A 24,091-nucleotide genomic window follows, 5' to 3' on the forward strand; every position below is an offset into this window, starting at 1 on the left:
GGATGGCTGGAACAATGGGAGGAGTTTTTCGTGACAATCATCGAGAAAAACAGCCGTTCCGTGCAGGTGCTTGGCATCGATGCGGGCGGAACGATGACCGATACGTTCTTCGTCGATTCCGACGGGGATTTTGTGGTCGGCAAGGCGCAGTCCACGCCGGACAACGAGGCGCGCGGCCTGCTCGAATCGAGCCGTGAGGGGCTGGAGCACTGGGGCCTGTCGCTTGAGGAGGCGCTCGGCTCGATCCAGACCGGGGTCTATTCCGGCACGGCAATGCTCAACCGCGTGGTCCAGCGCAAGGGTCTGAGGACGGGACTGATCGTCAATGCGGGGATGGAGGACTTCCACCGCATGGGTCGCGCCTGCCAGGCCTATCTGGGCATGGCCTATGAAGACCGGATCCACCTCAACACCCACTATTACGACGAACCGCTGGTGCCGCGCCACCTGACGCGCGGCGTGATGGAGCGGGTCGACATGTTCGGCACGGTTGTCATTCCGCTGCGCGAGGAAACCGCACGCCAGGCGGCAAAGGACCTCATCGCGCAGGATGTCGAAGGCATCGTGATTTCGCTTCTGCACAGCTACAAGAACCCCGGACATGAACGCCGGGTCCGCGACATCGTGGCCGAGGAGATCGAAAAGGCCGGCAAGACCATCCCAGTTTTCGCCTCGACCGACTATTATCCGGTGCGCAAGGAAACCCACCGCACCAATACCACCATCCTTGAAGCCTTCGCCGCCGAACCGTCGCGTCAGACGCTGAAGAAGATATCGACGGAGTTCAAGGAGAACGGTTCCAAGTTCGACTTCCGGGTGATGGCTACCCATGGCGGCACGATTTCCTGGAAAGCCAAGGAACTGGCGCGCACCATCGTTTCCGGCCCGATCGGCGGCGTGATCGGAGCGAAATATCTCGGCGAGGTGCTGGGCTACAGGAACATCGCCTGCTCCGATATCGGCGGAACGTCGTTCGACGTGGCTCTGATCACACAGGGCGAGTTGACCATCCAGAACGACCCGGACATGGCCCGCCTCGTGCTGTCGCTTCCCCTTGTCGGCCTCGACTCGGTCGGCGCCGGCGCGGGCTCGTTCATCCGCCTCGATCCCTATACCAAGGCGATCAAGCTGGGGCCGGATTCGGCGGGCTACCGCGTCGGCGTCTGCTGGGCGGAATCCGGCATCGAGACGGTGACGATCTCCGACTGCCACGTCATTCTCGGCTATCTGAACCCGGACAACTTCCTCGGCGGTCAGGTCAAGCTCGACCGGCAGCGCGCCTATGACGCGATGAAAGAGCAGATCGCCGATCCGCTGGGTCTGACCGTGGAAGAGGCGGCAGCGGGCGTGATCGAACTGCTGGACAGCGAGCTGCGCGACTATCTGCGCTCGATGATTTCCGGCAAGGGCTATTCGCCGTCCTCCTTCACATGCTTCAGCTATGGCGGCGCGGGTCCGGTCCATACTTACGGCTATACCGAAGGACTGGGCTTCGAGGATGTCATCGTGCCGGCCTGGGCCGCGGGCTTTTCCGCCTTCGGTTGCGCGGCGGCGGATTTCGAATATCGCTACGACAAGTCGCTCGACGTCAATATCGAGGAGACGGCGTCCGACGATGCCAAGGTGATCGAGGCGAAAACCTTGAACGACGCCTGGCGCGAACTGGCCGAGCGGGTGCTCGAGGAATTCGAGCTGAACGGCTATTCGCGCGACCAGGTGCGCCTGCAGCCCGGCTACCGGATGCAGTATCGCGGCCAGCTCAACGATCTGGAGATCGACAGCCCGATCGAGACGGCCAAAACCGCCGAGGACTGGGACAGGCTGGTCGACGCCTTCAATGACACCTATGGCCGGGTCTATGCCGCCTCGGCACGCTCGCCCGAGCTCGGCTTTTCCGTAACGGGCGCGATCATGCGTGGAACGGTGCCCATTCCCAAACCCCGCATCCCGAAAGAAGAAGAAGGCAGCCCGACGCCATCTGAAGACGCGAAGATCGGGACCCGCCAATTCTACCGCAAGGGAAAATGGGTCGATGCGCAGCTCTACCACATGGAAAGCCTGAAGCCGGGAAACCGGGTCACCGGACCTGCGATCATCGAATCCGACGCCACCACCTTTGTCGTGCCGGGCGGATTTGAAACCTGGCTCGACGGTCACCGGCTGTTCCACCTGAAAGAAGTGTAACGGCCAAGGGAGGAGAAATACGATGAATATGCAAACCAAAGTCAAAGGGATCGTGCGTGGCGGCCAGACACTCAAGCAGCACCGCGACGAGATCATGACCAAGACAAAACAGACGGGCCATTATGCCGGTCTGACGGAACGGACCCTGCACAAGGAAAGTCCGATCCTCTACAACAAGCTATTCTCGCGCCTGCGGGCCGGCGTTGTGGATGCGCGCGAAACCGCAAAGAAGATCGCGGCGAGCCCGATCGTCGAGCAGGAGGGTGAGCTGTGCTTCACCCTCTACAATGCGGCGGGCGACGCCATCCTGACCTCGACGGGCATCATCATCCATGTCGGCACCATGGGCGCGGCGATCAAATACATGATCGAGAACGACTGGGAGAGTAACCCGGGGATCAATGACAAGGATATCTTCTGCAACAATGATTCCCTGATCGGCAATGTGCATCCCTGCGATATCCATACCATCGTCCCGATCTTCCACGAGGGCTCGCTGATCGGCTGGGTCGGCGGCGTCACCCACGTCATCGATACCGGCTCCGTGGGGCCGGGTTCGATGTCCACGGGACAGATCCAGCGCTTCGGTGACGGCTATTCCATCACCTGCCGCAAGATCGGCGAGAACGACGAACTGAAGCGCGACTGGCTGCATGAAAGCCAGCGCGCGGTGCGCACCACCCGCTACTGGATGCTGGACGAGCGCACCCGCGTCGCCGGCTGCCACATGATCCGCAAGCTGGTCGAGGAGGTGATTGCCGAAGAAGGCATCGACGCCTACTGGAAGTTTGCCTATGAATCGGTCGAGCATGGCCGGGTCGGGCTTCAGAACCGCATCAAGGCGATGACCATTCCGGGCGTTTACCGTCAGGTCGGTTTCGTCGACGTGCCCTACGACCACGAAGATGTGCGCGTGCCGTCGGACTTCGCCAAGGTCGACACCATCATGCACACGCCGTCGGAAATGACGATCCGGCCCGATGGCACATGGCGTCTGGATTTCGAGGGATCGAGCCGCTGGGGCTGGCACACCTACAATGCGCATTCCGTCAGCTTCACCTCGGGCATCTGGGTGATGATGACCCAGACGCTGATCCCGACCGAGATGATCAATGACGGGGCCGCCTACGGCACGGAATTCCGCCTGCCAAAGGGCACCTGGATGAACCCGGACGATCGGCGCGTGGCATTCTCCTATAGCTGGCACTTCCTTGTCAGTTCATGGACGGCGCTGTGGCGCGGCCTTTCACGCTCCTATTTCGGGCGCGGTTATCTGGAAGAGGTCAATGCCGGCAACGCCAACACCTCGAACTGGCTGCAGGGCGGCGGTTTCAACCAGTATGACGAAATCCATGCGGTGAACTCGTTCGAATGCGCGGCCAACGGGGTGGGCGCTTCGGCGATTGCCGACGGCATCAGCCATGCCGCCGCCATCTGGAACCCGGAAGGCGACATGGGCGATATGGAGATCTGGGAACTGGCGGAGCCGCTGGTCTATCTCGGACGCCAGATCAAGGCATCGTCGGGCGGCGCGGGCAAATATCGCGGCGGCTGCGGCTTTGAATCGCTGCGCATGGTCTGGAACGCCAAGGACTGGACGATGTTCTTCATGGGCAATGGCCATATCAGCTCCGACTGGGGCCTGATGGGCGGCTATCCGGCGGCGTCCGGCTATCGCTTCGCGGCCCATGATACCGGGCTGAAGGAAAAGATCGCCAATGGCGACCCGATCCCCTTCGGCGGCGATACCGACCCGGAACACCCGACCTATGACGCACTCGTCAATCCCGACGGCATCAAGCGCGACAAGCAGGCGATCACCACCGAGGAGATGTTCAAGGACTATGACCTCTACCTCAACTACATGCGCGGCGGGCCGGGCTTCGGCGATCCGCTGGATCGCGAGCCGCAATCCGTGGCCACCGATGTCAATGGCGGCTACCTGCTCGAGCGTTTCGCCGAAACGGTCTATGGCGTTGTCCTGAAGAAGGGCGCTGACGGCCTGTTTACCGCCGATGAGGCAGGCTCCGAAGCCTTGCGCGCGAAGATCCGCAAGGATCGCCTCGCCAACGCCCAGCCAACCCGCGAATGGATGGCGAAGGAGCGCAAGCGCATTCTCGCCAAGGATGCCGGCACCCATGTGCAGCAGATGTTCGCGGCGAGCTTCAAGCTCGGTCCGACATGGGAGCAGGGCTTCCGCAAGTTCTGGGATCTTCCCGACGATTGGCAGCTGAAGGAGGCGGATCTCCCGATCCCGTCCTATGGCCGCGAATATTCGATGGATATTTCCGAACTGCCGGATGTGAAGACGGTCCAGTTCGTCGAGGAGTGATCCCGCAGGGCGCCGCGCAACACCCCGCCTTTATCCGCGGCGCCCCTTTTTATTCAGGAGAAAGACAATGGCTTACACCAAGGCAAAGATCAAAGACCTGGTCGATGGCAAGATCGACCGCGATACGCTGCAGACGATGCTCTCGACGCCCAAGGACGCCGACCGCTTCGTCAAATATATCGAAATCCTGCAGGAGCAGGTTCCATGGGACGATAAGATCATCCTGCCGCTGGGCCCGAAGCTCTATATCGTGCAGCGACCCTCGGACAAGAAATGGGTGGTCAAATCCCAGGCCGGTCACGAGTTCTGCGACTGGCGCGAGAACTGGAAGCTGCATGCCGTGATGCGCGTGCGCGAAACGGCCGCCGAGATGGAGGAACTCTATCCGAAGCTGATGGCGCCCACGTCCGACTGGCAGGTCATACGGGAATATTACTGCCCGAAATCCGGCGACCTGCTGGATGTAGAGGCGCCGACGCCCTGGTATCCGGTGATCCATGATTTCGAACCGGATATCGATGCCTTCTACACCGAGTGGCTGGGGCTTGAGGTGCCGGAGCGCGCTGCCTGACCGACGAGGTTGCAAACCAATAAACAAGCACGCCGCGCACCAGCCTCCGCGCGGCGTTTTGTCGCTTGCACTATCCGGAACTGTCCGAAATTCGGACATGTCCAGCCCGCTTTCGGAGAGTAGACTCCCGTTCGAGGGTTGCTTCGCAACCGTTTAGAAAAATAAGGGAGGCATTCCGATGAAAGCACTCGTCTATAACGGACCTGGACAGAAGGACTGGGTCGAAAAGGAAAAACCCGGCATCCAGAAGCCCACCGACGTCATCGTCAAGATCACCAAGACGACCATTTGCGGCACTGATCTTCACATCCTCAAGGGCGATGTGCCGGCGGTGACGCCGGGCCGCACGCTCGGGCATGAGGGCGTCGGCGTTGTCGAGGAAGTCGGCAATGCCGTGGTCAACTTCAAGCCCGGCGATCCGGTGCTGATTTCCTGTGTGACCTCCTGCGGCAAATGCGCCAACTGCAAGCGCCAGCTTTACGCCCACTGCTCCGATGGCGGCTGGATTCTGGGGCACCTGATCGATGGCACCCAGGCCGAGTATGTGCGCATTCCCCATGGCGACAATTCGCTCTATCCAATACCTGAGGATGCTGACGAAGAAGCGCTGGTGATGCTCTCCGACATCATGCCGACCGGCCTTGAGATCGGCGTCCAGTATGGCCGCGTAAAACCGGGTGACACGATCGCGATCGTCGGCGCCGGTCCCGTGGGCATGTCGGTGCTGCTGACATCGCAGTTCTATTCGCCGGGGCGGATCATCATGGTCGACATGGCCCCGGCCCGTCTCGAACTGGCGAAACAGTTCGGCGCGACGGATACCGTTCAGGTCGGCTCCGAGGATGCAGTCGAGAAGATCATGGCGATGACCGACGGAAATGGCGTCGATGTCGCGATCGAGGCGGTCGGTGTGCCCGCGACCTTCGACATCTGCCAGAAGATCGTGTCCGCGGGTGGCAATATCGCCAATGTCGGCGTTCATGGCACGCCGGTGGAGCTGCATATCGAGGAGCTGTGGATCAAGAACATCAATATCTCGATGGGTCTCGTCAGCACCAACACCACCCCGATGCTGCTCAAGACGCTGGGCGCCGGCAAGGTCGATCCGGGCAGGCTGGTGACCCACCGCTTCGCGCTCGACAAGATCATCGATGCCTATGAGGTCTTCGGCAATGCCGCGCGCGAAAAGGCGATGAAGGTCATCCTCAACGCGTGATCGGAACATCAGAAGCCGAGCCGATCTGGGCGGAGTTTCTGCGCAAGCTGACAAGGCGGGGCTGCGCGGCGTCAAACTCGTTGTTTCCTACGCCATGAGGGCATCAAGGCCGCCGTGTCGAAGGTGCTTTGCGCCGCCCGGCAGCGTTGCAGGGTTTATTTCATGCGTAATAGGGGTCAGAACAAGATTTGCGAAGAATCGTACGCTAAGACGGAACGCAGCATGAACACGCTCTTGGAGGCGTAGAAACAACCAAAAATATCAGGGCGCGAGAAGCGGGCGTCAGGCGCCGCGACCTGATAGCAGTGCCTTCAACCCCTTGGGATAAAGGCGCGGCAATCCAGGGCGATCGTGCTCTTCCAAAGTATACCACCGTGCAACACCGGATGTGCCATCACTTTCATTGAACGTGATGGCCTGAAACGGGCAAAATCTGAAGGCAAGACACTCGGTCGCCCATCAACAATCAACGAGCAACAGAAGCAAAGCGTGCGTGACGACCTTGCAAAAGAGATGAGTGTTTCGGCGATCGCCAGGAAATTTGGAACCAGTCGGCAGACCATCATGAGGGTCCGCGATGAAGATTCACGGTCCGTTCGAGCTTAGCGTACGATTTTCTGCAAATCTTGTTCCGACCCCGACAAGGCAATTTCCCGCCAGGTGGAGATGCGCGAAGCTGGCGGTGTTCGGTTGCGGTCAACTCTTTGCGGTGAAGAAGAAACAGATTGGCGATCTGGACGTGAGTTGAGACGAAGCGTTGACATTGTCGCGCCGACTTGAAGCGCATCATTCGCCGCTCTCGGCTCCGTAGTGGCAGATGCGAATTCTCAGCCCGGTTGTTCAATCCCTTGTGCGAGCGATGTTCGACGCCCGGCATCAGCTCTGCCTTCGCGGCCGAATAGGAGCGCAGCTTGTCGGTTACCATTACACGCGGGGCGGTCCCTTGGTCCCTGAGCAGTTTTCTCATCAGACGAAGCGCTGCTGCCTTACTCCTTCGGCTTTGCAACAGGGCATCGAGGAGGTAACCGTTTTCATCGATGGCGCGATATAGGTCAGGCTGTCGGTGGTGACCAGAGCGCCGACCAGACGCTCGCTCTGGTGCCAGACAAGCCTGGTGAAATAGGCAAGGCTGGTGGTCGAGCCCAGCAGCACCGCATCGGCGCCGGCGCCCTGCATGGCCGCGGGCAGGCGTTCAATCCGGCCCTTCCGTTCGTCTTTGCTGATCGGTTCGGGGCGGTTGGTCATCGCAGCGTTCTCTCCGTCTTCACTCGATCAAAGACCGCGATTTTTTCATTCACCAAACCCTCCTACTATATTTGTCGTCAGTTTGTCGACAATATCGTTGACAAGCTTTTCACAATCGCAAAAATTGCATCGGAAACCGACGAGCATGAACGTGACACCAAAAGAAAGGGAACAGTTCCATGACTGCACTCACAGAAAGAAGACTGTTGAAACTCGCCGTCTCAATACTCGCCGCCTCCACCGCCACGGCGGCGCTTGCGGCATCGCCGCAGACGGGCGGAACGCTGAAGATCGTCGGAACCGCCGATATCGACCATTTCGATCCGACATCGGCCGCGCTCGTCACCTCGAACAATTTCCTGCGCGCCGTCAGCCGCCAATTGATCAGCTACGAGGCTTCGACCGATGACGATGCCCGCCTTCAACCGAAGGGCGATCTGGCGACAGAAGTTCCCCAGCCCACCAATGACGGGCTGACCTATACGTTTATCCTGCGCGACGGTGTTGCCTGGGATGCGCCGGACGGATCGCGCCCGATTGTCGCGGCCGACTTCGAGCGCGGCATGAAGCGCATGTGCAACCCCTCTCTCGGCTCGGCGGGTCTGACCTATTTCATCGATCTGATCGAAGGCATGCGCACGTTCTGCGACGGTTTTGCCAAGGTCGAGCCGACGGCTGCCGCGATGAAGGATTACATCGAAAGCAACGATATTTCCGGTATCGAAACGCCGGATGACAAGACCGTCGTCATCAACCTCACCGAAACGGCGGGCGATTTCGTCTATATGCTCTCGCTGCCGACGGCCGCGCCCGCGCCGGCCGAGGTGCTGGATTACATGCCTGACGGCCCGGAATACCGCGAGAACTTCATCGCCTCCGGCCCCTACACCGTCGCAAGCTACGTGCCCGACAGCACCATCAAGCTGACGCGCAACCCGGCGTGGACCGCCGATTCCGATCCGCTGCGCGGCGGCTATGTCGATAATATCGACATTACCTTCGGCATCCAGCCCGATGCGGCTATCCAGCAGCTTCAGGCCGGCGATGCGGACATGACCTATGACATCCTCATTCCGCCGGCGATCCTGCAGATGCTGACGGCAACCGGCGATGACAAGCTGACCACCATGTCGGTCGGCCGTACCTCCTTCCTGTGGTTCAACACGCTGACCGACAATAATGACGGCGCGCTGCGCGACCTGCGCATTCGCCAGGCCGTGCAATATGCCCTCGACAAGGCAGCCATCGTCCAGCAGATGGGCGGACCGATGGTGGCGGCCCCGCAAAACGGCATTTTCGGTCCCGGCGTTCTGGGCTTCCACGAATTCGATCTCTATCCGAGCGAGAATGCCGCCGGCGACCCCGAAAAGGCGAAGGAACTGCTTACAGAGGCCGGCTATCCGGATGGCATCACGCTGAAAATGCCGTTCCGCAACCAGAATGCCGAACCGGCCATTGCCCAGACCATTCAGGCCAGCCTGAAAAAGGCCGGCATCGAGCTGGAACTGACGCCGGTCGCGCCGTCGGACTATTATTCGAAGTTCATGACCAACCAGGAAAACACCAAGGCGGGTCTGTGGGACATCGCGCCGGTTGGCTGGTCGCCGGACTGGGTCGGCGGCGCAGCGCGCTCGGTGTTCCAGCCGCAGTTTACCTATAACGGCACGCACCAGACCTACAACTATGTCGATTACGACAACCCGAAGGCCAACGAGATCGCCACGCAGGCGATCAATGCGACCACGCCCGAAAAGGCGGCCGAGCTCTGGAGCCAGGTCGACGAACTGGTGATGCAGGATTCGCCGGTGGCGCCCTACACCACCGAAAACGTGATCCTCTATCGCGGTCCCGCGGTCGAAAACTTCCAGCCCTACGCGCTTGGCGCCCAAGGCGACTGGACCAATGTCTGGTTGAACCGCTGACATTCGCCGCGGCCGCGCGCTGCGGCCGCCCTATGCAGACCGGCAGGCGGGGTCTCTCCGCCTGTTCCTGTTCCGTATTGGAGGCAGTTTATTGACACCCATTCTCGACGTGCGCGACCTGACCGTCGAAATCCCGACCGAGGACGGCATCGTTCATGCGGTCAACAAGGTTTCCTTCCGCGTCGAGAAGGGCACGCTCTTCGGCATTGCCGGCGAATCCGGCTCGGGCAAAAGCGTGCTGACGCAGGCGATCATGGGCTTTCTGCCCAATGCCGAGATTTCAGGAAAGGCGACTTTCGAGGGCGAGGACCTGCTTAAGCTTTCGCCGCGACGGATGCGCGCCCTACGCGGCGCGCGCATCGGCATGATCTTCCAGGACCCGCTTTCCAGCCTCCATCCCTATTACACAATCGGTGCGCAGATCGCCGAAATGATCCACACCCATGAAAGGGTCAGCCACAAGGCGGCGAGGATTCGAGTTATCGACATGCTGTCGCGCGTCGGCATCCGCGACGCCGAGCACCGTTACGACGATTATCCGCATCAGTTTTCCGGCGGCATGCGCCAGCGGGTGATGATCGCCATGGCATTGATCCTCAACCCGCCGCTGATCATCGCCGACGAGCCGACGACAGCGCTCGATGTCACGGTGCAGGCACAGATCATCGCCCTGCTGGACGAGATGCGCCGCGAGCGCGGCACGACGGTGATCATGATCACCCACGACCTGTCGCTGCTGTCGTCGATCGCCGACAGGGTCATGGTCATGTATGCCGGAAACCGGATGGAGCTCGGGCCGTCCGCGACCCTGTTTTCCGCTCCCGTGCACCCCTATACCGTCGGATTGCTGAACTCATCGCCGGCGCGATACACGCCCGGCTCCATGATCGAGCCAATCACCGGGCGCCCGCCCAGCCTGCTCGCGCCGCCCAAGGGCTGCGTTTTCCGCCCGCGCTGCGCCAAGGCCATGGATATCTGTACGCGGGTGCCGCCGCTGAGATTGTTTGACGACGGCACCGAGGCGCTCTGCTGGAAAGAGAGCGAGGATCGGGCCGCGAGCGGAGCGCCGGCCATTACTGCCGAGACAGCCGAGGCGGCTACAGGCGAACGCACGGCCATGATCGAGGCCGCCAATGTGCATCTGAGCTTTGAAACCGGCGGCGGCATGCGCGGCCTGCCGAAAGAGCTTCATGTGCTCAAGGGCATCGACCTGACGCTCTACAGGGGCGAGACCCTTGGTCTTGTCGGCGAATCCGGTTGCGGAAAATCGACTTTCGCGCGGGTGCTGGCAGGGCTTATCCCCGCCAGTTCCGGCGATGTCGTGGTCGAGGGCCAAAGGCTCGACGAGCTCTCCCATGCCGACTGGCGCGCCATGCGCAAACGCATCCAGCTCGTGTTTCAGGACCCCTTCGGCTCGCTCAATCCGCGCCGGCGGGTGAGTTCGATCATCGGCGACCCGTTCCGTATCCACAACGTCTGTTCCGGCGCGGAACGCAAGCGCCGCGTCCAGGCGCTGATGGAGCGCGTCGGCCTCAACCCGGAACATTACAACCGCTATCCTTCGGAATTTTCCGGCGGCCAGCGTCAGCGCATCGGCATCGCCCGCGCGCTTGCGCTTCATCCCGCCATCATCATCTTCGATGAACCGGTTTCCGCGCTCGACGTCTCGATTCAGGCGCAGATCCTCAACCTGATGCGCCATCTGCAACAGGACATGGGCCTCACCTACCTGTTCATTTCGCATGACCTGTCCGTGGTCCGCCATGTCTGCGACCGGATTGCCGTGATGAACAAGGGGCGCATCGTCGAACTCGGTGCGGCCGAAGACATCTATGCCTCCCCGCGCGATCCCTATACCCGCGAGCTGATGGCCGCCTCCATGCATGAGGTTGCGGCCGGGGCATTGCCCGGGCGCAAGCTCATCGACAGCATCGGAGGAGAAGCCGCATGAGCGCCGTCACGCAGCATGACATCGAGGACGACGACAAGGACACAGTGGTCCAGCGCGGGCCGTTGGAACTGACGCTGAGACGACTTGTCCGCGACCGCGCCAGCCTAGCAGCCGCCTGCTTCATCGTGCTTCTGATCGCCTTTGCGCTTGCGGCACCGCTCGTGGCCGACATCACCGGACACTCGGCGATCGAGCAATATCGCCAGATCGGCATGAGCCCGATGGGTCTTCCCGTCGGCCCGAACCATGACTTCTGGCTGGGCGCCGATCATCTCGGCCGTGACGTTCTGGTGCGCCTTGCCTATGGCGCGCGCATCTCGCTGATTGTCGGCGTCGTCGCCTCGCTCGCCGCCGCCCTGATCGGCATCACCATCGGCACGATTGCCGGTTTCGCCGGCGGCAAGGTCGATATGGTGCTGAGCCGGATCATGGATCTGGTGATGAGCGTCCCGTTTCTTCTGTGCGCGCTGGCCCTCGTCTCGGTTTTCGGGCCGAGCCTGTCGCTCAGCATCGGTGTGATCGTGTTCTTCTCCTGGACCACAATGGGCCGCGTGATCCGCGCCGAAGTCACCTCGCTGCGCCGCCGGGAATTCGTTGCCGCCAGCCGCTCACTCGGGGCCGGACCGGTCTCGATCGTGCTGCGCGATATCCTGCCCAATCTTTCCGTTCCGATCATCGTCTACACGACCATGATGATACCGACCGCCATCGTCTTCGAGGCCACGCTTTCCTTCCTCGGCCTCGGCATCGTGCCGCCAACGCCGAGTTGGGGCGGCATGCTGGCCGATGCCTCGGCCAACTCGATCTATCTGGTCGCCTGGTGGCTGGTGGTGTTTCCGGGGCTGGCGCTGCTTCTGACCACGCTGTCCTTCAACATTCTCGGCGACGGGTTGCGCGATGCGCTTGATCCGAAAGCGCGGCCGGTGCGCCGGTCGTTCCTCAAACGGCTGAAGAAGGAGGCGCGCCCATGACCCGTTATCTGATCCAGCGGATCGGCTTTGCCGTCCTCATCCTGTTTTCGCTGAGCGTCTTCGTCTTCGTGCTGTTTTTCGTGGCGCCCGGCGACCCCGCCCGCATGATCGCCGGCGACAAGGCGACGGAAACCCAGCTTGCGCAGATCCGCTCCAATCTCGGGCTCGATCAGCCAATCTACGTGCAGTACGGTAAATTCATCGCCAAGGCGGCAACCGGCGATCTCGGCTTTTCCTACCGCAACCAGCAGCCGGTAACGGAACTGATCGTGCGCCGCCTGCCCGCCACCATCTCGCTGGTCATCGGCGGCGTTATTTTCTGGCTGGCGCTCGGCATTCCCATCGGCATCATGTCGGCGCGGTTTCCCGGCGGCTTCCGCGACCGTCTGGGGCAAGGCTTCATCCTGCTGGGCCTGTCCTTCCCGACCTTCGTGCTTGGCATGCTGTCGCTCTATGTCTTTTATTTCCTGCCGCGCAAGGCCGGTTTCATGCTGTTTCCGCCCGGCGGCTACAAGCCGTTTCTCGACGATCCGGTCACATGGGCATGGCACCTGTTCCTGCCGTGGACGACGCTGGCGCTGGTCACGGCCGCCATCTATGCCCGCCTGACCCGCGGAAAGCTGATCGAGGTGCTCGGCGAGGACTATATCCGCACCGCTCGCGCCAAGGGACTTTCGGAGGCGAAGGTGGTCTACAAGCACGGCCTGCGCGCCACGTTGACGCCGCTGATCACCCAGCTTGGCGCCGATATCGCGCTGCTTCTGGGCGGCGTCATCGTCATCGAGCAGATCTACGGGCTGCAGGGCGTCGGCGCGCTGGCCGTGCAGTCGGTGCGCAATCTCGACCGGCCCGTGATCATCGGCGTTGTGCTGATGGGCGGTTTCTTCATCGTGATCACCAATATCATTGTCGACCTGCTTTACGCCGTTCTCGACCCGCGCGTGCGCGGGGCCTGACGGCCGGGAAATTCCATGGCTTCAAAATCCGATATCGCCGCGCGCCTGTCGGCACTCAGAACCCTGCTGAAATCCGAAGGGCTGGACGGGCTGATCGTGCCGCGCGCCGATGCCCACCAAAGCGAGGTCGCCGCCCCGCACGACGACCGGCTGGCCTTCATCACTGGCTTCACCGGCTCCGCCGGGCTGGCGCTGGTTCTGGAAGACAAGGCGCTCATCTTCGTCGATGGACGTTATGAAATCCAGGTGCGCCACGAGGTCAGCGCTGCGCTTTACGAGGTTCACCACCTGCACAACGATCCAATCGACAGCTGGCTTGCAGCCCATGGAAGCAAGGAATGGCGGATCGGCTTCGATCCGATGCTGATCGACACCGCGCTTTACGACCGGCTTGCAGCCTCGGCGGAACGGGCCGGCTTCACACTGGTGCCCATTTCGAAAGACCCGTTCGACGCGATCTGGACTGACCGGCCCGAAAAGCCCCTCGGTCGCATTCGCCCGATGTCGCCTACCCTTGCCGGCGAAACCGTTGCGGCGAAGACGGCGCGCCTGGGCAGGAAGATTGCCGATGCCGGGGCCGACATGATGGCGGAGACGCTGCCGGACAATATCGCCTGGCTGCTCAATCTGCGCGGCAGCGATATCGCCATGAACCCGGTGCCCCAGTCATTCATGATCCTGAACGCCGATGGCGCGGTCGACTGGTTCATCGACAACCGCAAACTGCCGGATGACCTTACTGCATTTGAACTTGACGGAGTCCGTCTCAGACCGGCAGAGGAATTTATTCCTTTCGTGGAAAGCGCCGCTGCCGACAGGACGGTGATGATCGATCAATCCTTCGCGCCGGTCGCCCTGCGGCTTGCAGTCGAAGGCGCGGGCGGCGTGGTTCTTCCCGCCGATAATCCGCTGACGCTGGCCAAGGCACGCAAGACGCCTGCCGAACTGGCGGGCTATCGCGCCTGCCATATCGAAGACGGGATCGCACTCACCGAGTTCCTGGCATGGCTGGACCGCGAAGCCCCGGCGCGCGCTTCTGCCGGCAATCCGATCCGCGAGATCGAGGCGGAAGACCGGCTTCTGACCTTTCGGGCTCAGCGCAAGGGATTTCTCGAAGCCAGCTTCCGTTCTATTTCGGCCGCGGGCGCCAACGCGGCGATGTGCCACTACAATGCCGGACCTCAAAGCGACGCCGCGATCACGCCGGACGGCCCCTATCTGATCGATTCCGGCGGCCAGTATGAAAACGGCACCACCGATGTCACCAGGACCCTTTTCCTGGATGTTCCCGAAAGCCATGTGCGCGCGACATACACCGCCGTGCTGAAGGGCTTCATCGCGCTGATGTCGGCCGAATTCCCTGAAGGCACATGCGGCCATCAGCTCGATGCGCTGGCCCGCCTGCCGCTCTGGCGGATGGGCCTCGACTACGATCACGGCACGGGCCACGGCGTCGGCCACAACCTTCTGGTGCACGAATATCCGCACCGCTTCGCCAAGAAGGCCAATAATTACGGCCTCGAGCCCGGCAACATCATGACCATCGAGCCGGGCTATTATGAAGCCGGAGCCTACGGGCTGCGGATCGAAAACCAGGTGGAGGTGGTCGCCGCCCGGCCCGGCTTCTGCCGGTTCCGCTCGCTCACGCTGGCTCCCATCGACCTCAAGCCGGTGGATGTCGCCGCTCTTTCGGCAGAAGATATCGCCTTCATCAACGACTATAACGCGACGGTGCGCGAGGCGCTTGCCGGCCCTATCAGCGCCGATGCCCGCGACTTTCTCAAACGTTCGACGCAGGCCCTGGAAGTCTGAAAACGCTACTGGTCGGAGAACCGGTCGAAGCGCAGGTTTTCAAGGTTCAAGGATGGCTTCTGCTGACCAGCCAGTTCCGCGATCAGCCGACCGATGGCCGCCGACTGGGTCAATCCCAGATGCCCGTGGCTGAAAGCGTAGAGCACGTTCGGCGCGGCCCTCGAGCGGTCGATCACCGGCAGAAACTGTTTAGCGCTTGAAGATGCGGCAATGTCCTCAATCTGTCGCTGTTTTGCGATCGCTGCAAAAATAACGTCTTCCTGTAACTCACGCCGTCCCTGGTCTCGCAGCCTTTTCCTGGCATGTTTCCATTCCCACCATGAGACGGGCGGGTAGGCGAGATTCCGGTACCGCGCCTCTACAAACCGGCCGTCGGACTGGCGAACGAATATCCGGGAAAGGTCTCGTGGATCATATTTGATCTCAAGCTCTGCACCCCGGCCGACATCCCGTGATAGGGCGTCCGACCAGTAGCGAATCTTTTCCAGGTGAATGCCGTCCTTCAACAGGCGCCTCCGGTCGCCTGGCAGGAAGCTGGTCCAGAACGCCATTCGATCCGGCGGCAAGTCGAAATCGACTTCACCTTGCCGTTCGCGCCATAGGGCCAGGGGAGGGCGCAACAGTGAGGCGTGAATACGTTGATGGTATTTGCCAACGATTTCCAGTGCGATCCACTTTTCCAGTTCGCGTAATGTAAAGGTCGCACGGCCCTCGGAATCGTAATCATCCCTGATTTTCACATTGCTGAACGTTGTCCCGGGCAGCAGATGAACAGCTCCCATCATCGTTCCGATCAGCCGCTCGATGTGTCCACCGAAGCGCGGTGTCGCTGGCGGTCTAAACTGCAGTTTGATGCCATATTCCTTACAAGCGTCGGCGAGCGCTCGCGATCTGAATTCGGCGCCATTGTCGCAATGGAGAACCGCAGGTGGTCCTGCGATGGGCCAGGGAATTTCAATCCCCCTCTCGTCCAGCCATGCCGTTTTGTCGTAAACCGCGTGCAGGAGGCAAAGGCCAACAGACGTTCTGGACGGGGCTTCCAATGACAAATGGAAACCGGCGACCATTCTGGTGCAAACATCGATAGCAATTGTCAGCACTGGCCGTCCGATGGGCTGACGATACTGTTCATCGACAACGATGACATCGACGATTGTGTGGTCGATCTGCCAAAGAGCGTTCGGCTTGGCAACAGATAACTGGCCAGGACTTGGCGTTGATGCAGCTTCGATCTCTCGTTCCCCGCGCTTGCGGGCCGCGGAAATCGGGATCAGTTCCGAAACTCTCCGTTGCACTGTTCTACGGGCCGGAGCAGACAGGCCCTCTGCAAGGCAGACTTCCCGGATTCGTCGTAATAGTGCAGCAAAGCTCGGCCTTTCCTTCTTGAGCCAGAAGTCATCCACTTGTTCGGCAATAACCCGCTCCGTTCTCGGGTACAGACGGGTCACGCCTTCCTTCGTCCCGCGTTTTTTGGGTTTGAGGCTTGAGATGCGCTGCGTTTTTCTAAACCGCGCAACGAGCCGAAATAACGTCGAGTGCGGAATACCATATTCTTCACGTGCCTCTGCGACCACCTCAGCAGTTACCGTTCCACCGCTACGGCGCAAAAGATCTCGAAGGAATTCTTGTGGATCGTCGTCCCCAGTGTCTTGGCCGTTTTCGGGGGCTTCGAGGGATGAAATCATACGCCGACATTACGGTCGATCGACCGGTCGATCAATCCCAATTTGAGTGTAACAAAAGCCCTCTGGAGTCTCGTTTGAAGTGTAAGGCGTTACACCTCAGTCTCACGCAAATCCTTGAAAACGCTCAATGCGCGAGTCCCGGTTTCAAAGGCAAATCGACAATGGGCGCGTTCATGATGGAAAACGCGCTCTTCGCGGGCTTTGCCAAGCGAGCGGTTTCGCTCATCCCTTCCCGCCACGTCAAATCTGCGCGCGATCGCCTCGATCTGTGACAGTTCGGCCGGAGGCGGCGCATTCTGCATCGTCGGCGGCACACCGAAGAACAGGGGCGGGGCTTCTGCGAAACCCGGATGCATTTCGGCCGCGCTCGCCGTCTCGAACGACGGGTTCCTGGCAAGCCATCGCGAAACGGCCTCTGCCAGCGCCATCTGAAAATTGAAGCGGGGTTGGTAGCCGCCGATGTAGGGCAGCCCGAATCCGATCAACGCTGCCGATATGTTGCAGTTCTTGAACTCGATCGCTCCTTTGACAGTCAGGCGTTCCGGGCACCCGGCTTCGATCTCGTGGTCGGTTCCATCGTGCGTTGGAACACGGTCTATCTCAGCCGGGCCGTCGCCCATCTGCGTCAACGTGGCCGAAATATCCCTGACGAACTGTTGAAACACATCTCGCCGCTCAGTTGGGAGCACATCAATCTCACCGGTATCTATACCCGGGATACCGAGCAACAGATGCACAACGGCTTCAGACCCCTACGACTTTCCGGAAAATCCACCAAGCCGCGTTATGTTCACATTCTGTTCGGCCTTAACGTGTCTGTGGGAACAAAACTTGTCCTGATCCCCTCCTTCGAGGTCGGGTGGCCGGTGGCGCATTTCTACGAGGATGCTGAAATTTATAAAAGTATATGATACTTGACATTTATAAAGATTGAGATCAATATCTATTCATGGAGGCAGCGAGCGCGGGTGTGCGAACGGCTGCGTGACGGGAGAAAACATGCGATTTCGGGAGGAGAGCCTGATGCGGCTAGCGTCCGGCGCGGGCTTCGACGTGCTTATTCTGGGCGGTGGCGTTAATGGCGTCGCCGTGTTCAGGGAGTTGGCGCTGAACGGCGTGTCCGCCCTACTCGTCGAACGGTCGGATTTTTGCCGGGGTGCGAGTGGCGCCTCGTCGCGCATGGCTCATGGTGGGCTCCGCTATCTCGAGAACCGCGAATTCAAGCTGGTCGCCGAGTCCGCGCGCGAGCGTAACCTGCTGCTACGCCATGCCGCGCACTTCACCCAACCGCTTGAGGTGGTGGTGCCGCTGACCTCCTATTTGCAAGGTTTGCCGGGTTCGATCCTGCGTTTTCTGGGTGTTGGAGTCAAAGGCAGCACGCTCAGCGCGGCGGGCCTAAAGGCAGCGCTTGCGCTCTACGAACATCTGGGTCGGGTCGGCCGGGTGCTGCCTTCGCATCGGACGAACCTGCGTCGCATCGATTTTCCCCGGTACCTTGCCCGGCGCTACAAGGCGGTCATCAGCTATTTCGACGCGCGCATCCGCAACCCCGAAGCCCTTGTATTGGAAATGCTCGAGGAGGCGATGGCGGTCTGCCCGGTGTGCGCTGCGCTCAATCACGTTTCATGGAACCACCAATCCGGCAGCGACACTTTCTCGATTAGTGATGGGGAGACCGGCCAAACTTTCGCCATGCGGCCGAAGCTGGTGGTCAATGCGTCGGGCGCCTGGGTCGACGAGGTGAATGCGCTCCTTGGCCGTAACACCAGCTATGTGCGGCCGGTCAAGGGCGCGCATCTGGTGCTTCGTCACGACGCGTTGTTCGAGCGCATGGCGGGCCGCGCTTTCTATTTCGATGATGGCACCGGGCGCATGGTGATTTCCTATCCGCTGGACCGCACCATTCTGCTTGGCACAACCGAGATCCCAACGCCGGACCCGTCCGACGATACGATCGCCGGCGACGAGATCACCTATTTGACCTCCGCGATCTCCAGTCTATTCGAGGATATCGAGGTCCGGCGCGAGCATATCGTGGCTATGACGACCGGCATGCGCCCCTTGCAGAGGGGGGGTGCCGGCGATGCCAATCGAGCTAACCGGGACCATCGTATCGCCGAGGATCGTCTTGCTGGGGACGTGCCACTGCTCTCCCTGATTGGCGGGAAGTGGACGACGTTCCGCGCCTTCGGAGAGCAGGTGGCGGATCGCATCCTCGCGCATTTGCAGCGGACGCGAAGCGTCGGCACCCGCGAACGGGACTATCCGGGAGCGACGGGTTTTGGAGCCGGAAAGGCCAATGCCGGCGCGCTTGTCAAACAGCTTGAGGCCTGTTTCGCCCTGACGTCGACGCGCGCTGAGGCGTTGGTGCACCGCTACGGGGCCGTCGCTGAGCAGGTCGCGGCCTTCTGCGCCGAAACGATCGACGCGCCGTTGGAACACCTTGCGGAATTCACCCGTAACGAAATCCGCTGGCTCGTCGAGGAACGGGCGGCGCTGGGCCTCGACGACCTCATCCTTCGGCGCACGCAGATCGCCCTCGACGGCGATTGCAGCGAACCGCTGCTGCGCGAACTGGCCGTCCTTCTTGCGCAAGTGCGCGGGAAACCGGCATCGTGGGCGGATTGCGAGATCGAGCGTTGTCTGGCGATGCCCTCGCTTCTTTGCAGCGCTGGCCGACCGGCCTCTCTCAAGGAGAGGCGTCGTGGCTGATCTCTTTCTTTCCATCGATGCCGGCGGTACGGCCGTCAAGGCGGCCGTTTTCGACGCCGAAGGGCGGCTTGTAGCCTCGCGAGCGATCGACATCCTCACGATCCACCGGGACAACGGCTGGGTGGAACGCGAGCCGGAGGCGTTCTGGCGCGGTACAGCGAAGGCGATCCGCGAACTGACCGCCCGAGATATCGATGCCGAGCGCATCGCCGCCGTTGCCTGCACGGGTTTCGGCAACGGCGTGTTCCTCGTCGACGGGAACGGCAGGGCAACGCGCGACGGTATCGTCTCGGTCGATCACCGGGCACAGCCGATTGTTGCCGAGTTCCTGCGCGACGGTACCGCTGGCCGGATCGAGGCGATTACGGGACATCAGATCTGGGGCGGGCAGACGCTGATGCAACTGGTCTGGCTCGCCCGCAACGAGCCTGCTGTTGTTGCGTGCACCCGCTGGGCTTTGGCCTGCAAGGACTATCTGCGCATGCGCCTCACCGGAGTCGCTTCGACCGATCCGACGGATGCGAGCGGCGGTGGCCTCTTCGAACTCGAGCAGGGCGGTTACAGCAACACGCTGTTTGAGGTTGCCGGCATTGGCGTGTTCGCCGACCGAATGCCGCCGGTAATTCAGAATTCCGGTATTGCCGGCCTTGTCAGCCGCGTGGCGGCCGAGGAGACCGGGCTTCGAGAGGGAACGCCCGTCGCTGCGGCCATGATGGATGTGAGCGCCTGCGTGCTCGGCGCTGGTTCGGTCGGCGCGGAGACGCTGACCATGATCGCCGGCACCTGGTCAATCAATGGTCTGGAGACCGACCGGCCGATCAGCCGTCGACCGCCGATTCTGAACATGATCCATCGCGACCGGACCTGTCGATTGCTCGCCGACGGCAGCCCGACATCGGCGGCCAATCTCAACTGGTTCATATCGCGGGCGATGGGCGGCCAGGTCAATCTCTCGCAGGCGAATGGCCTGGTGGAGAACAGCCCGGTCGAGGCGCTGCGCTGCCATTTCATGCCCTTTGTCAGCGGTCCCGCGCCGCGTCGAGGCGCATTTGTCGGCATGACCAATGTCGATGACCAGGGCTCCATGCTGCGGGCAATCTTCGAAGGGGTTGCCTTCCAGCATCGGCGGCACGGCGCCAATGTCGTGGACTATGTCGCGCCGCAGGCTCCGAGCAGGATCCGTCTCGCCGGCGGAGCCTCGAAGAGCGCGGTCTGGACCCGGATCTTCGCCGATGTTTGCGGCCTCCCGGTCGAGGTGCCGGAGGGGGACGAAATCGGCGCGCTGGGGGCTGCCATGTGCGCCGCCGTCGCCACCGGCCATCACCCCGATCTCGCCTTCGCGGCCCGAGCCATGTGCCGCGTGGAACGAACCGCGGAGCCGCGTGGCGGCCTGCGATCCTACTACGACGACAGATACGGCGAATATCTTCGCCTCGATCACCGGCTGGCCCATCTGTTCGATGGGTCGGCCAAAGCGGAAGCCTAACAGTCCTTGGAGGAGGAACAAACATGCGACTGAAACACATGCTTCTCATATCCGCCAGCCTGATCGCCCTGCCGAGCATGGTGCGCGCAGACGACGACGCCTGCGTCGGCAAGGTGGCGCAGATCAATGTCATCGCCCAGGGCATGCCCTCGGTGACTGAGCTCGACAAATACCTCGGCGAGTTCAATGAAAAGTGGAAGACCACCGTGAAGATCAATCTTCTCGGCGAGAACGAGCGCCGCGCCAAGGCCCGTCTCGATGCGTCGACCGGCGCGGGCGCCTACCAGGTCTATTATGTCGACGAAGCCAACACGCCGGAATATGCATCCGCCGGCTGGATCTATCCGCTCGCCGAGGTTCTGCCGACGGAATACGACATGCCGGATTTCCGCGTCGACCTGAGCAATGTCGCGACCTATGACGGCACGCAGTATTTCGCGCCGCTGGTCGGCGGCGGCGATATCCTGATGTACCGCAAGGATGTCCTTGAGAAAGCCGGCCTAGAGCCACCGAAGACCCTGGACGAACTGGTTGCCGGCATCAAGAAGGTCAACGATCCCACTAATAAGCTCTATGGCTGGGCGGCGCGCGGTCAGCGCGGCTCCGGCATGAATGTCTGGCGCTGGACCCCGTTCTTCCGCGGCATGGGCGGCGAGTGGCTGGATGACGCTGGCCAGCCGGCCTTCAATTCCGAAAAGGGTGTGGAAGCGACCGAGCTCTATCTAGACCTGATGCAATATTCTCCGCCGGGTGTGGGTACCTTCAACTGGTCGGACTCCGTCGAAGCTTTCCGGGGAGGCCAGGTCGCCTATCTGATCGAGTCCGACGTCTTCGGTCCGTGGATGGAAGATCCGGAAAAGTCCACGGTGAAGGGTAACGTCGGCTACATGCCGCCGCCGGAACCGCTTGGCTCGGCTGGCTGGGCGCATGGCCTCGCCGTCTCCAAATCGGGTGCGAAGGACGACTGCACGAAGAAGATCGCCGGTGATTTCGTCGGCTGGGCGACTTCCAAGGAAATGGAGGCCCATCGTCTCGCCGACGGCATCGCCTCCGATATCGGCCGTCAGTCGACGTTGAAGAGCGACGCCTTCAAGAAGGCAGTGCCGGCCGAATATATCGAGGCACTGCTGGCGACGGGATCGCGGACCAAACTGCTGATCATGGCCAGCCCCGCCTGGCCGGAAATCGGCGACAATCTCGGTCTGGTACTGGAAGAGATATTCACCGGAACCCGCAAGGATGTCCAGGAAGGTCTCGATGAAGCCGCCTTCCAGGCGGAGGACGCGTTGCGCCGCGTGAAGTGAGCCGACTGGAGCGGCCGGGGCTCGACGCCGCCGGCCGCCCGATCTCGCACGGAAGAACAGCTTATGAACAATCGACGTTTCGTATTCTGGACCCTGACGCCGGGGCTTGCGATCCTCGCGATGCTGGCGCTCGTCTCCATCGCCGGGGCGCTGTATTTCTCGGTCATGGATCGGTCCCTGCGGTACGCGGACTACGACTTCGCGGGGCTTTACAACTATCATCGGCTACTCGCCGACCGGCGGTTCCTCAACGCATTGCGCATCTCCGTGATATGGGAGGTCGTGACCGTCGTCGGAGCGCTCGCGGTCGCGACCTTGCTTTCGGTGATGATCTTCGAGACCGTGAGGTCCTTGTGGGTGCGCAACCTGATCTGCCTGGCCTTTCTGGCGCCGGTGCTGTTGCCGCGCGTCGCTGCGGCTTTCATCTGGCGGTTTCTCTATTCGCCTTCGCTCGGCCTCATCAACTATCTCGCCAGCCTTGTCGGGATCGGGCCGATCGAATTCCTCGCCGATCCTTCGCTGGCGCTGATTTCGGTCGCCGTTGTCGACATCTGGCAATGGGGGCTGTTCTTCACGGTCATCATGTTGAAGCTGCTCGAAACGCTGCCGAAGGATCCGATCGAGGCCGCCCAACTAGACAATGCCCGGACTTGGGAGATCCACGCCTTCGTGACTTTGCCGATGCTCAAGGGGCCGATCATCAGCCTTGCCTTGGTCAAGGCGGTGGAATCGCTGCGCTCGTTCGACCTGATCTATGTCATGACCGGCGGCGGCCCCGGAACGACCACCGAAACCCTTGATCTCTACGCCTATCAGGCCGGCATCAATCTCGGCGGTCGTATTTCCTATGCCTCGGCGATGTCGATCCTGTTGCTGCTGTTGACGACGATCGTCTTCACGCTTGTCTGGAGAGGAATCCGCAAATGGTCAGTTTGATCCGCCGTTGGCTCTCCGGCCTGCTCCTCGCCGCGATGGTCTTCGTCGCCCTGACGCCGATCCTGTGGACGGTGCTCGGCTCATTCAAGCGGCTGCGGGATATCGTTACGCCGGTGCCGAAGCTGTTCTTCTCGCCTACGCTCGAGAATTTCGCGATCATCCTGCAGAATCCCTCGATCCGCGAGGGGCTAGGTCACTCTGTCATCGTCGTCGGTGCCTCTGTGCTGCTCGGCGCCGTGCTCGGGGTCCCGGCCGCCTATTCGCTGGCGCGGCATGTCCAGCGGCTGAAAGGCGACTTTCAGTTCTTCGTGCTCTCGCTGCGCTTCATGCCGCCGGTTGCAATCGCGATCCCTTTTATCGTGATCTATCTCGATCTCGGACTTTATGACACGCTGGCAGGTCTTATACTGGTCTACCTGATGACAACGATCTCGACCGTCATCTGGCTGTCGGTCCCCGCCTTCGAGCGCGTCCCGAAGGAGATCGAGGAGGCGGCCGCGATGGAGGGTTGCGGTCCGGGCGAGATTTTCGTGAAATTCGCCCTGCCGATCGCAGCGCCCTCGCTGTTTGGCGCGCTGGTCTTCACTTTCGTGCTCGTCTGGAACGAACTGCTCCTCGCGCTCACGCTCGCCGCCGACAACGCGACGCTTCCCGTTGTGGCGGCCTCCATTACCTCGCTCGGCAAGGAAGTTCCGTGGGGGGTCATCAATGCCTCCACAGTCATTCTCGTTCTGCCTCCGCTGGTCTTCATCGGTCTGTTGATGAGTTTCATCAACCGCATGATGAAACCCGGACGGCGATAGGAAAG

The 24,091-nt window shown here is 61.3% G+C and carries 17 protein-coding genes and 4 pseudogenes; 17 read left to right on the forward strand and 4 right to left on the reverse strand.

Translation table 11 applies throughout. From position 1 onward, the window contains the following. Window positions 1–30: 30 nt before the first annotated feature. The 6 genes and pseudogenes from Mame_RS22515 to Mame_RS22535 form a co-directional block, all read left to right on the forward strand. Window positions 31–2,184: a hydantoinase/oxoprolinase family protein gene (locus Mame_RS22515; protein WP_026173951.1), complete on the forward strand. Its 2,154-nt coding sequence runs from the start codon at window positions 31–33 to the stop codon at window positions 2,182–2,184. 22 nt (window positions 2,185–2,206) lie between these two features. Beyond that, window positions 2,207–4,516: a hydantoinase B/oxoprolinase family protein gene (locus tag Mame_RS22520; RefSeq protein ID WP_018067527.1), complete on the forward strand. Its 2,310-nt coding sequence runs from the start codon at window positions 2,207–2,209 to the stop codon at window positions 4,514–4,516. Window positions 4,517–4,583: 67 nt separating this feature from the next. Continuing rightward, window positions 4,584–5,087: an acetone carboxylase subunit gamma gene (locus tag Mame_RS22525; protein ID WP_018067526.1), complete on the forward strand. Its 504-nt coding sequence runs from the start codon at window positions 4,584–4,586 to the stop codon at window positions 5,085–5,087. Window positions 5,088–5,265: 178 nt separating this feature from the next. Beyond that, window positions 5,266–6,303 carry a zinc-dependent alcohol dehydrogenase family protein gene (locus Mame_RS22530; protein ID WP_018067525.1) on the forward strand — a complete coding sequence of 346 codons (1,038 nt, stop codon included), beginning with the start codon at window positions 5,266–5,268 and terminating at the stop codon, window positions 6,301–6,303. Beyond that, window positions 6,303–6,474: pseudogene (locus Mame_RS26825) on the forward strand (transposase); the annotation flags it as partial. The gene Mame_RS22530 and the pseudogene Mame_RS26825, both read left to right, overlap by 1 nt. A gap of 237 nt (window positions 6,475–6,711) precedes the next feature. Then, window positions 6,712–6,909 (forward strand): annotated as a pseudogene (locus tag Mame_RS22535) (helix-turn-helix domain-containing protein); the annotation flags it as partial. Here Mame_RS22535 and Mame_RS22540 read toward each other — a convergent pair. Both Mame_RS22540 and Mame_RS26830 read right to left on the reverse strand, forming a co-directional pair. Beyond that, window positions 6,906–7,354, reverse strand: a pseudogene (locus Mame_RS22540) (IS6 family transposase); the annotation flags it as partial. The pseudogenes Mame_RS22535 and Mame_RS22540 overlap by 4 nt on opposite strands. Beyond that, the gene (locus tag Mame_RS26830) at window positions 7,270–7,548 is read right to left on the reverse strand and encodes an aminopeptidase P family N-terminal domain-containing protein (protein WP_018067524.1); all 279 of its coding nucleotides are present in this window, start codon (window positions 7,546–7,548) and stop codon (window positions 7,270–7,272) included. The gene Mame_RS26830 and the pseudogene Mame_RS22540, both read right to left, overlap by 85 nt. 179 nt (window positions 7,549–7,727) lie before the next feature. On the opposite strand from Mame_RS26830, the gene Mame_RS22545 reads away from it, so the two are divergent. The 5 genes from Mame_RS22545 to Mame_RS22565 all read left to right on the forward strand — a co-directional run bounded on the left by Mame_RS22545 (window position 7,728) and on the right by Mame_RS22565 (window position 15,160). Then, window positions 7,728–9,470 (forward strand): ABC transporter substrate-binding protein, encoded by a 1,743-nt coding sequence (locus Mame_RS22545; protein WP_026173950.1) that lies wholly within the window; start codon window positions 7,728–7,730, stop codon window positions 9,468–9,470. A 91-nt stretch (window positions 9,471–9,561) separates the two neighbouring features. Further along, the gene (locus Mame_RS22550) at window positions 9,562–11,421 is read left to right on the forward strand and encodes an ABC transporter ATP-binding protein (RefSeq protein WP_018067522.1); all 1,860 of its coding nucleotides are present in this window, start codon (window positions 9,562–9,564) and stop codon (window positions 11,419–11,421) included. Then, complete coding sequence (locus Mame_RS22555) at window positions 11,418–12,392, forward strand: ABC transporter permease (protein ID WP_018067521.1); 975 nt, start codon at window positions 11,418–11,420, stop codon at window positions 12,390–12,392. The genes Mame_RS22550 and Mame_RS22555 overlap by 4 nt, the downstream gene beginning before the upstream one ends. Then, window positions 12,389–13,348 carry an ABC transporter permease gene (locus Mame_RS22560; RefSeq protein ID WP_018067520.1) on the forward strand — a complete coding sequence of 320 codons (960 nt, stop codon included), beginning with the start codon at window positions 12,389–12,391 and terminating at the stop codon, window positions 13,346–13,348. Before Mame_RS22555 ends, Mame_RS22560 begins: the two co-directional genes overlap by 4 nt. A 15-nt stretch (window positions 13,349–13,363) precedes the next feature. Next, window positions 13,364–15,160: an aminopeptidase P family protein gene (locus Mame_RS22565; RefSeq protein ID WP_018067519.1), complete on the forward strand. Its 1,797-nt coding sequence runs from the start codon at window positions 13,364–13,366 to the stop codon at window positions 15,158–15,160. 5 nt (window positions 15,161–15,165) lie between these two features. On the opposite strand, the gene Mame_RS22570 is transcribed toward Mame_RS22565, so the two are convergent. Together Mame_RS22570 and Mame_RS27160 are read right to left on the reverse strand one after the other, a co-directional pair. After that, the gene (locus Mame_RS22570; protein ID WP_079921026.1) at window positions 15,166–16,845 is read right to left on the reverse strand and encodes a Mu transposase C-terminal domain-containing protein; all 1,680 of its coding nucleotides are present in this window, start codon (window positions 16,843–16,845) and stop codon (window positions 15,166–15,168) included. Between the two features lie 89 nt (window positions 16,846–16,934). After that, window positions 16,935–17,201, reverse strand: coding sequence for a hypothetical protein (locus Mame_RS27160; protein ID WP_210162309.1), 267 nt, complete (start codon window positions 17,199–17,201; stop codon window positions 16,935–16,937). A 159-nt stretch (window positions 17,202–17,360) separates the two neighbouring features. Here Mame_RS27160 and Mame_RS22580 point away from each other — a divergent pair. The 6 genes and pseudogenes from Mame_RS22580 to Mame_RS22605 form a co-directional block, all read left to right on the forward strand. Next, a pseudogene (locus Mame_RS22580) lies at window positions 17,361–17,615 on the forward strand (Tn3 family transposase); the annotation flags it as partial. Between the two features lie 253 nt (window positions 17,616–17,868). After that, window positions 17,869–19,557 carry a glycerol-3-phosphate dehydrogenase/oxidase gene (locus tag Mame_RS22585; protein WP_018067733.1) on the forward strand — a complete coding sequence of 563 codons (1,689 nt, stop codon included), beginning with the start codon at window positions 17,869–17,871 and terminating at the stop codon, window positions 19,555–19,557. After that, the gene (locus tag Mame_RS22590; RefSeq protein ID WP_018067734.1) at window positions 19,550–21,043 is read left to right on the forward strand and encodes an FGGY-family carbohydrate kinase; all 1,494 of its coding nucleotides are present in this window, start codon (window positions 19,550–19,552) and stop codon (window positions 21,041–21,043) included. The genes Mame_RS22585 and Mame_RS22590 overlap by 8 nt, the downstream gene beginning before the upstream one ends. 23 nt (window positions 21,044–21,066) lie before the next feature. Beyond that, window positions 21,067–22,347 carry an ABC transporter substrate-binding protein gene (locus Mame_RS22595; RefSeq protein WP_026173978.1) on the forward strand — a complete coding sequence of 427 codons (1,281 nt, stop codon included), beginning with the start codon at window positions 21,067–21,069 and terminating at the stop codon, window positions 22,345–22,347. 63 nt (window positions 22,348–22,410) lie between these two features. Continuing rightward, window positions 22,411–23,283: a carbohydrate ABC transporter permease gene (locus Mame_RS22600; protein WP_018067736.1), complete on the forward strand. Its 873-nt coding sequence runs from the start codon at window positions 22,411–22,413 to the stop codon at window positions 23,281–23,283. After that, on the forward strand, window positions 23,271–24,086 hold the full coding sequence (locus Mame_RS22605; RefSeq protein ID WP_018067737.1) for a carbohydrate ABC transporter permease: 816 nt from the start codon (window positions 23,271–23,273) through the stop codon (window positions 24,084–24,086). Before Mame_RS22600 ends, Mame_RS22605 begins: the two co-directional genes overlap by 13 nt. The last annotated feature ends 5 nt before the right edge of the window (window positions 24,087–24,091 follow it).

It is taken from the genome of Martelella mediterranea DSM 17316 (assembly GCF_002043005.1).
Taxonomy (GTDB): domain Bacteria; phylum Pseudomonadota; class Alphaproteobacteria; order Rhizobiales; family Rhizobiaceae; genus Martelella; species Martelella mediterranea.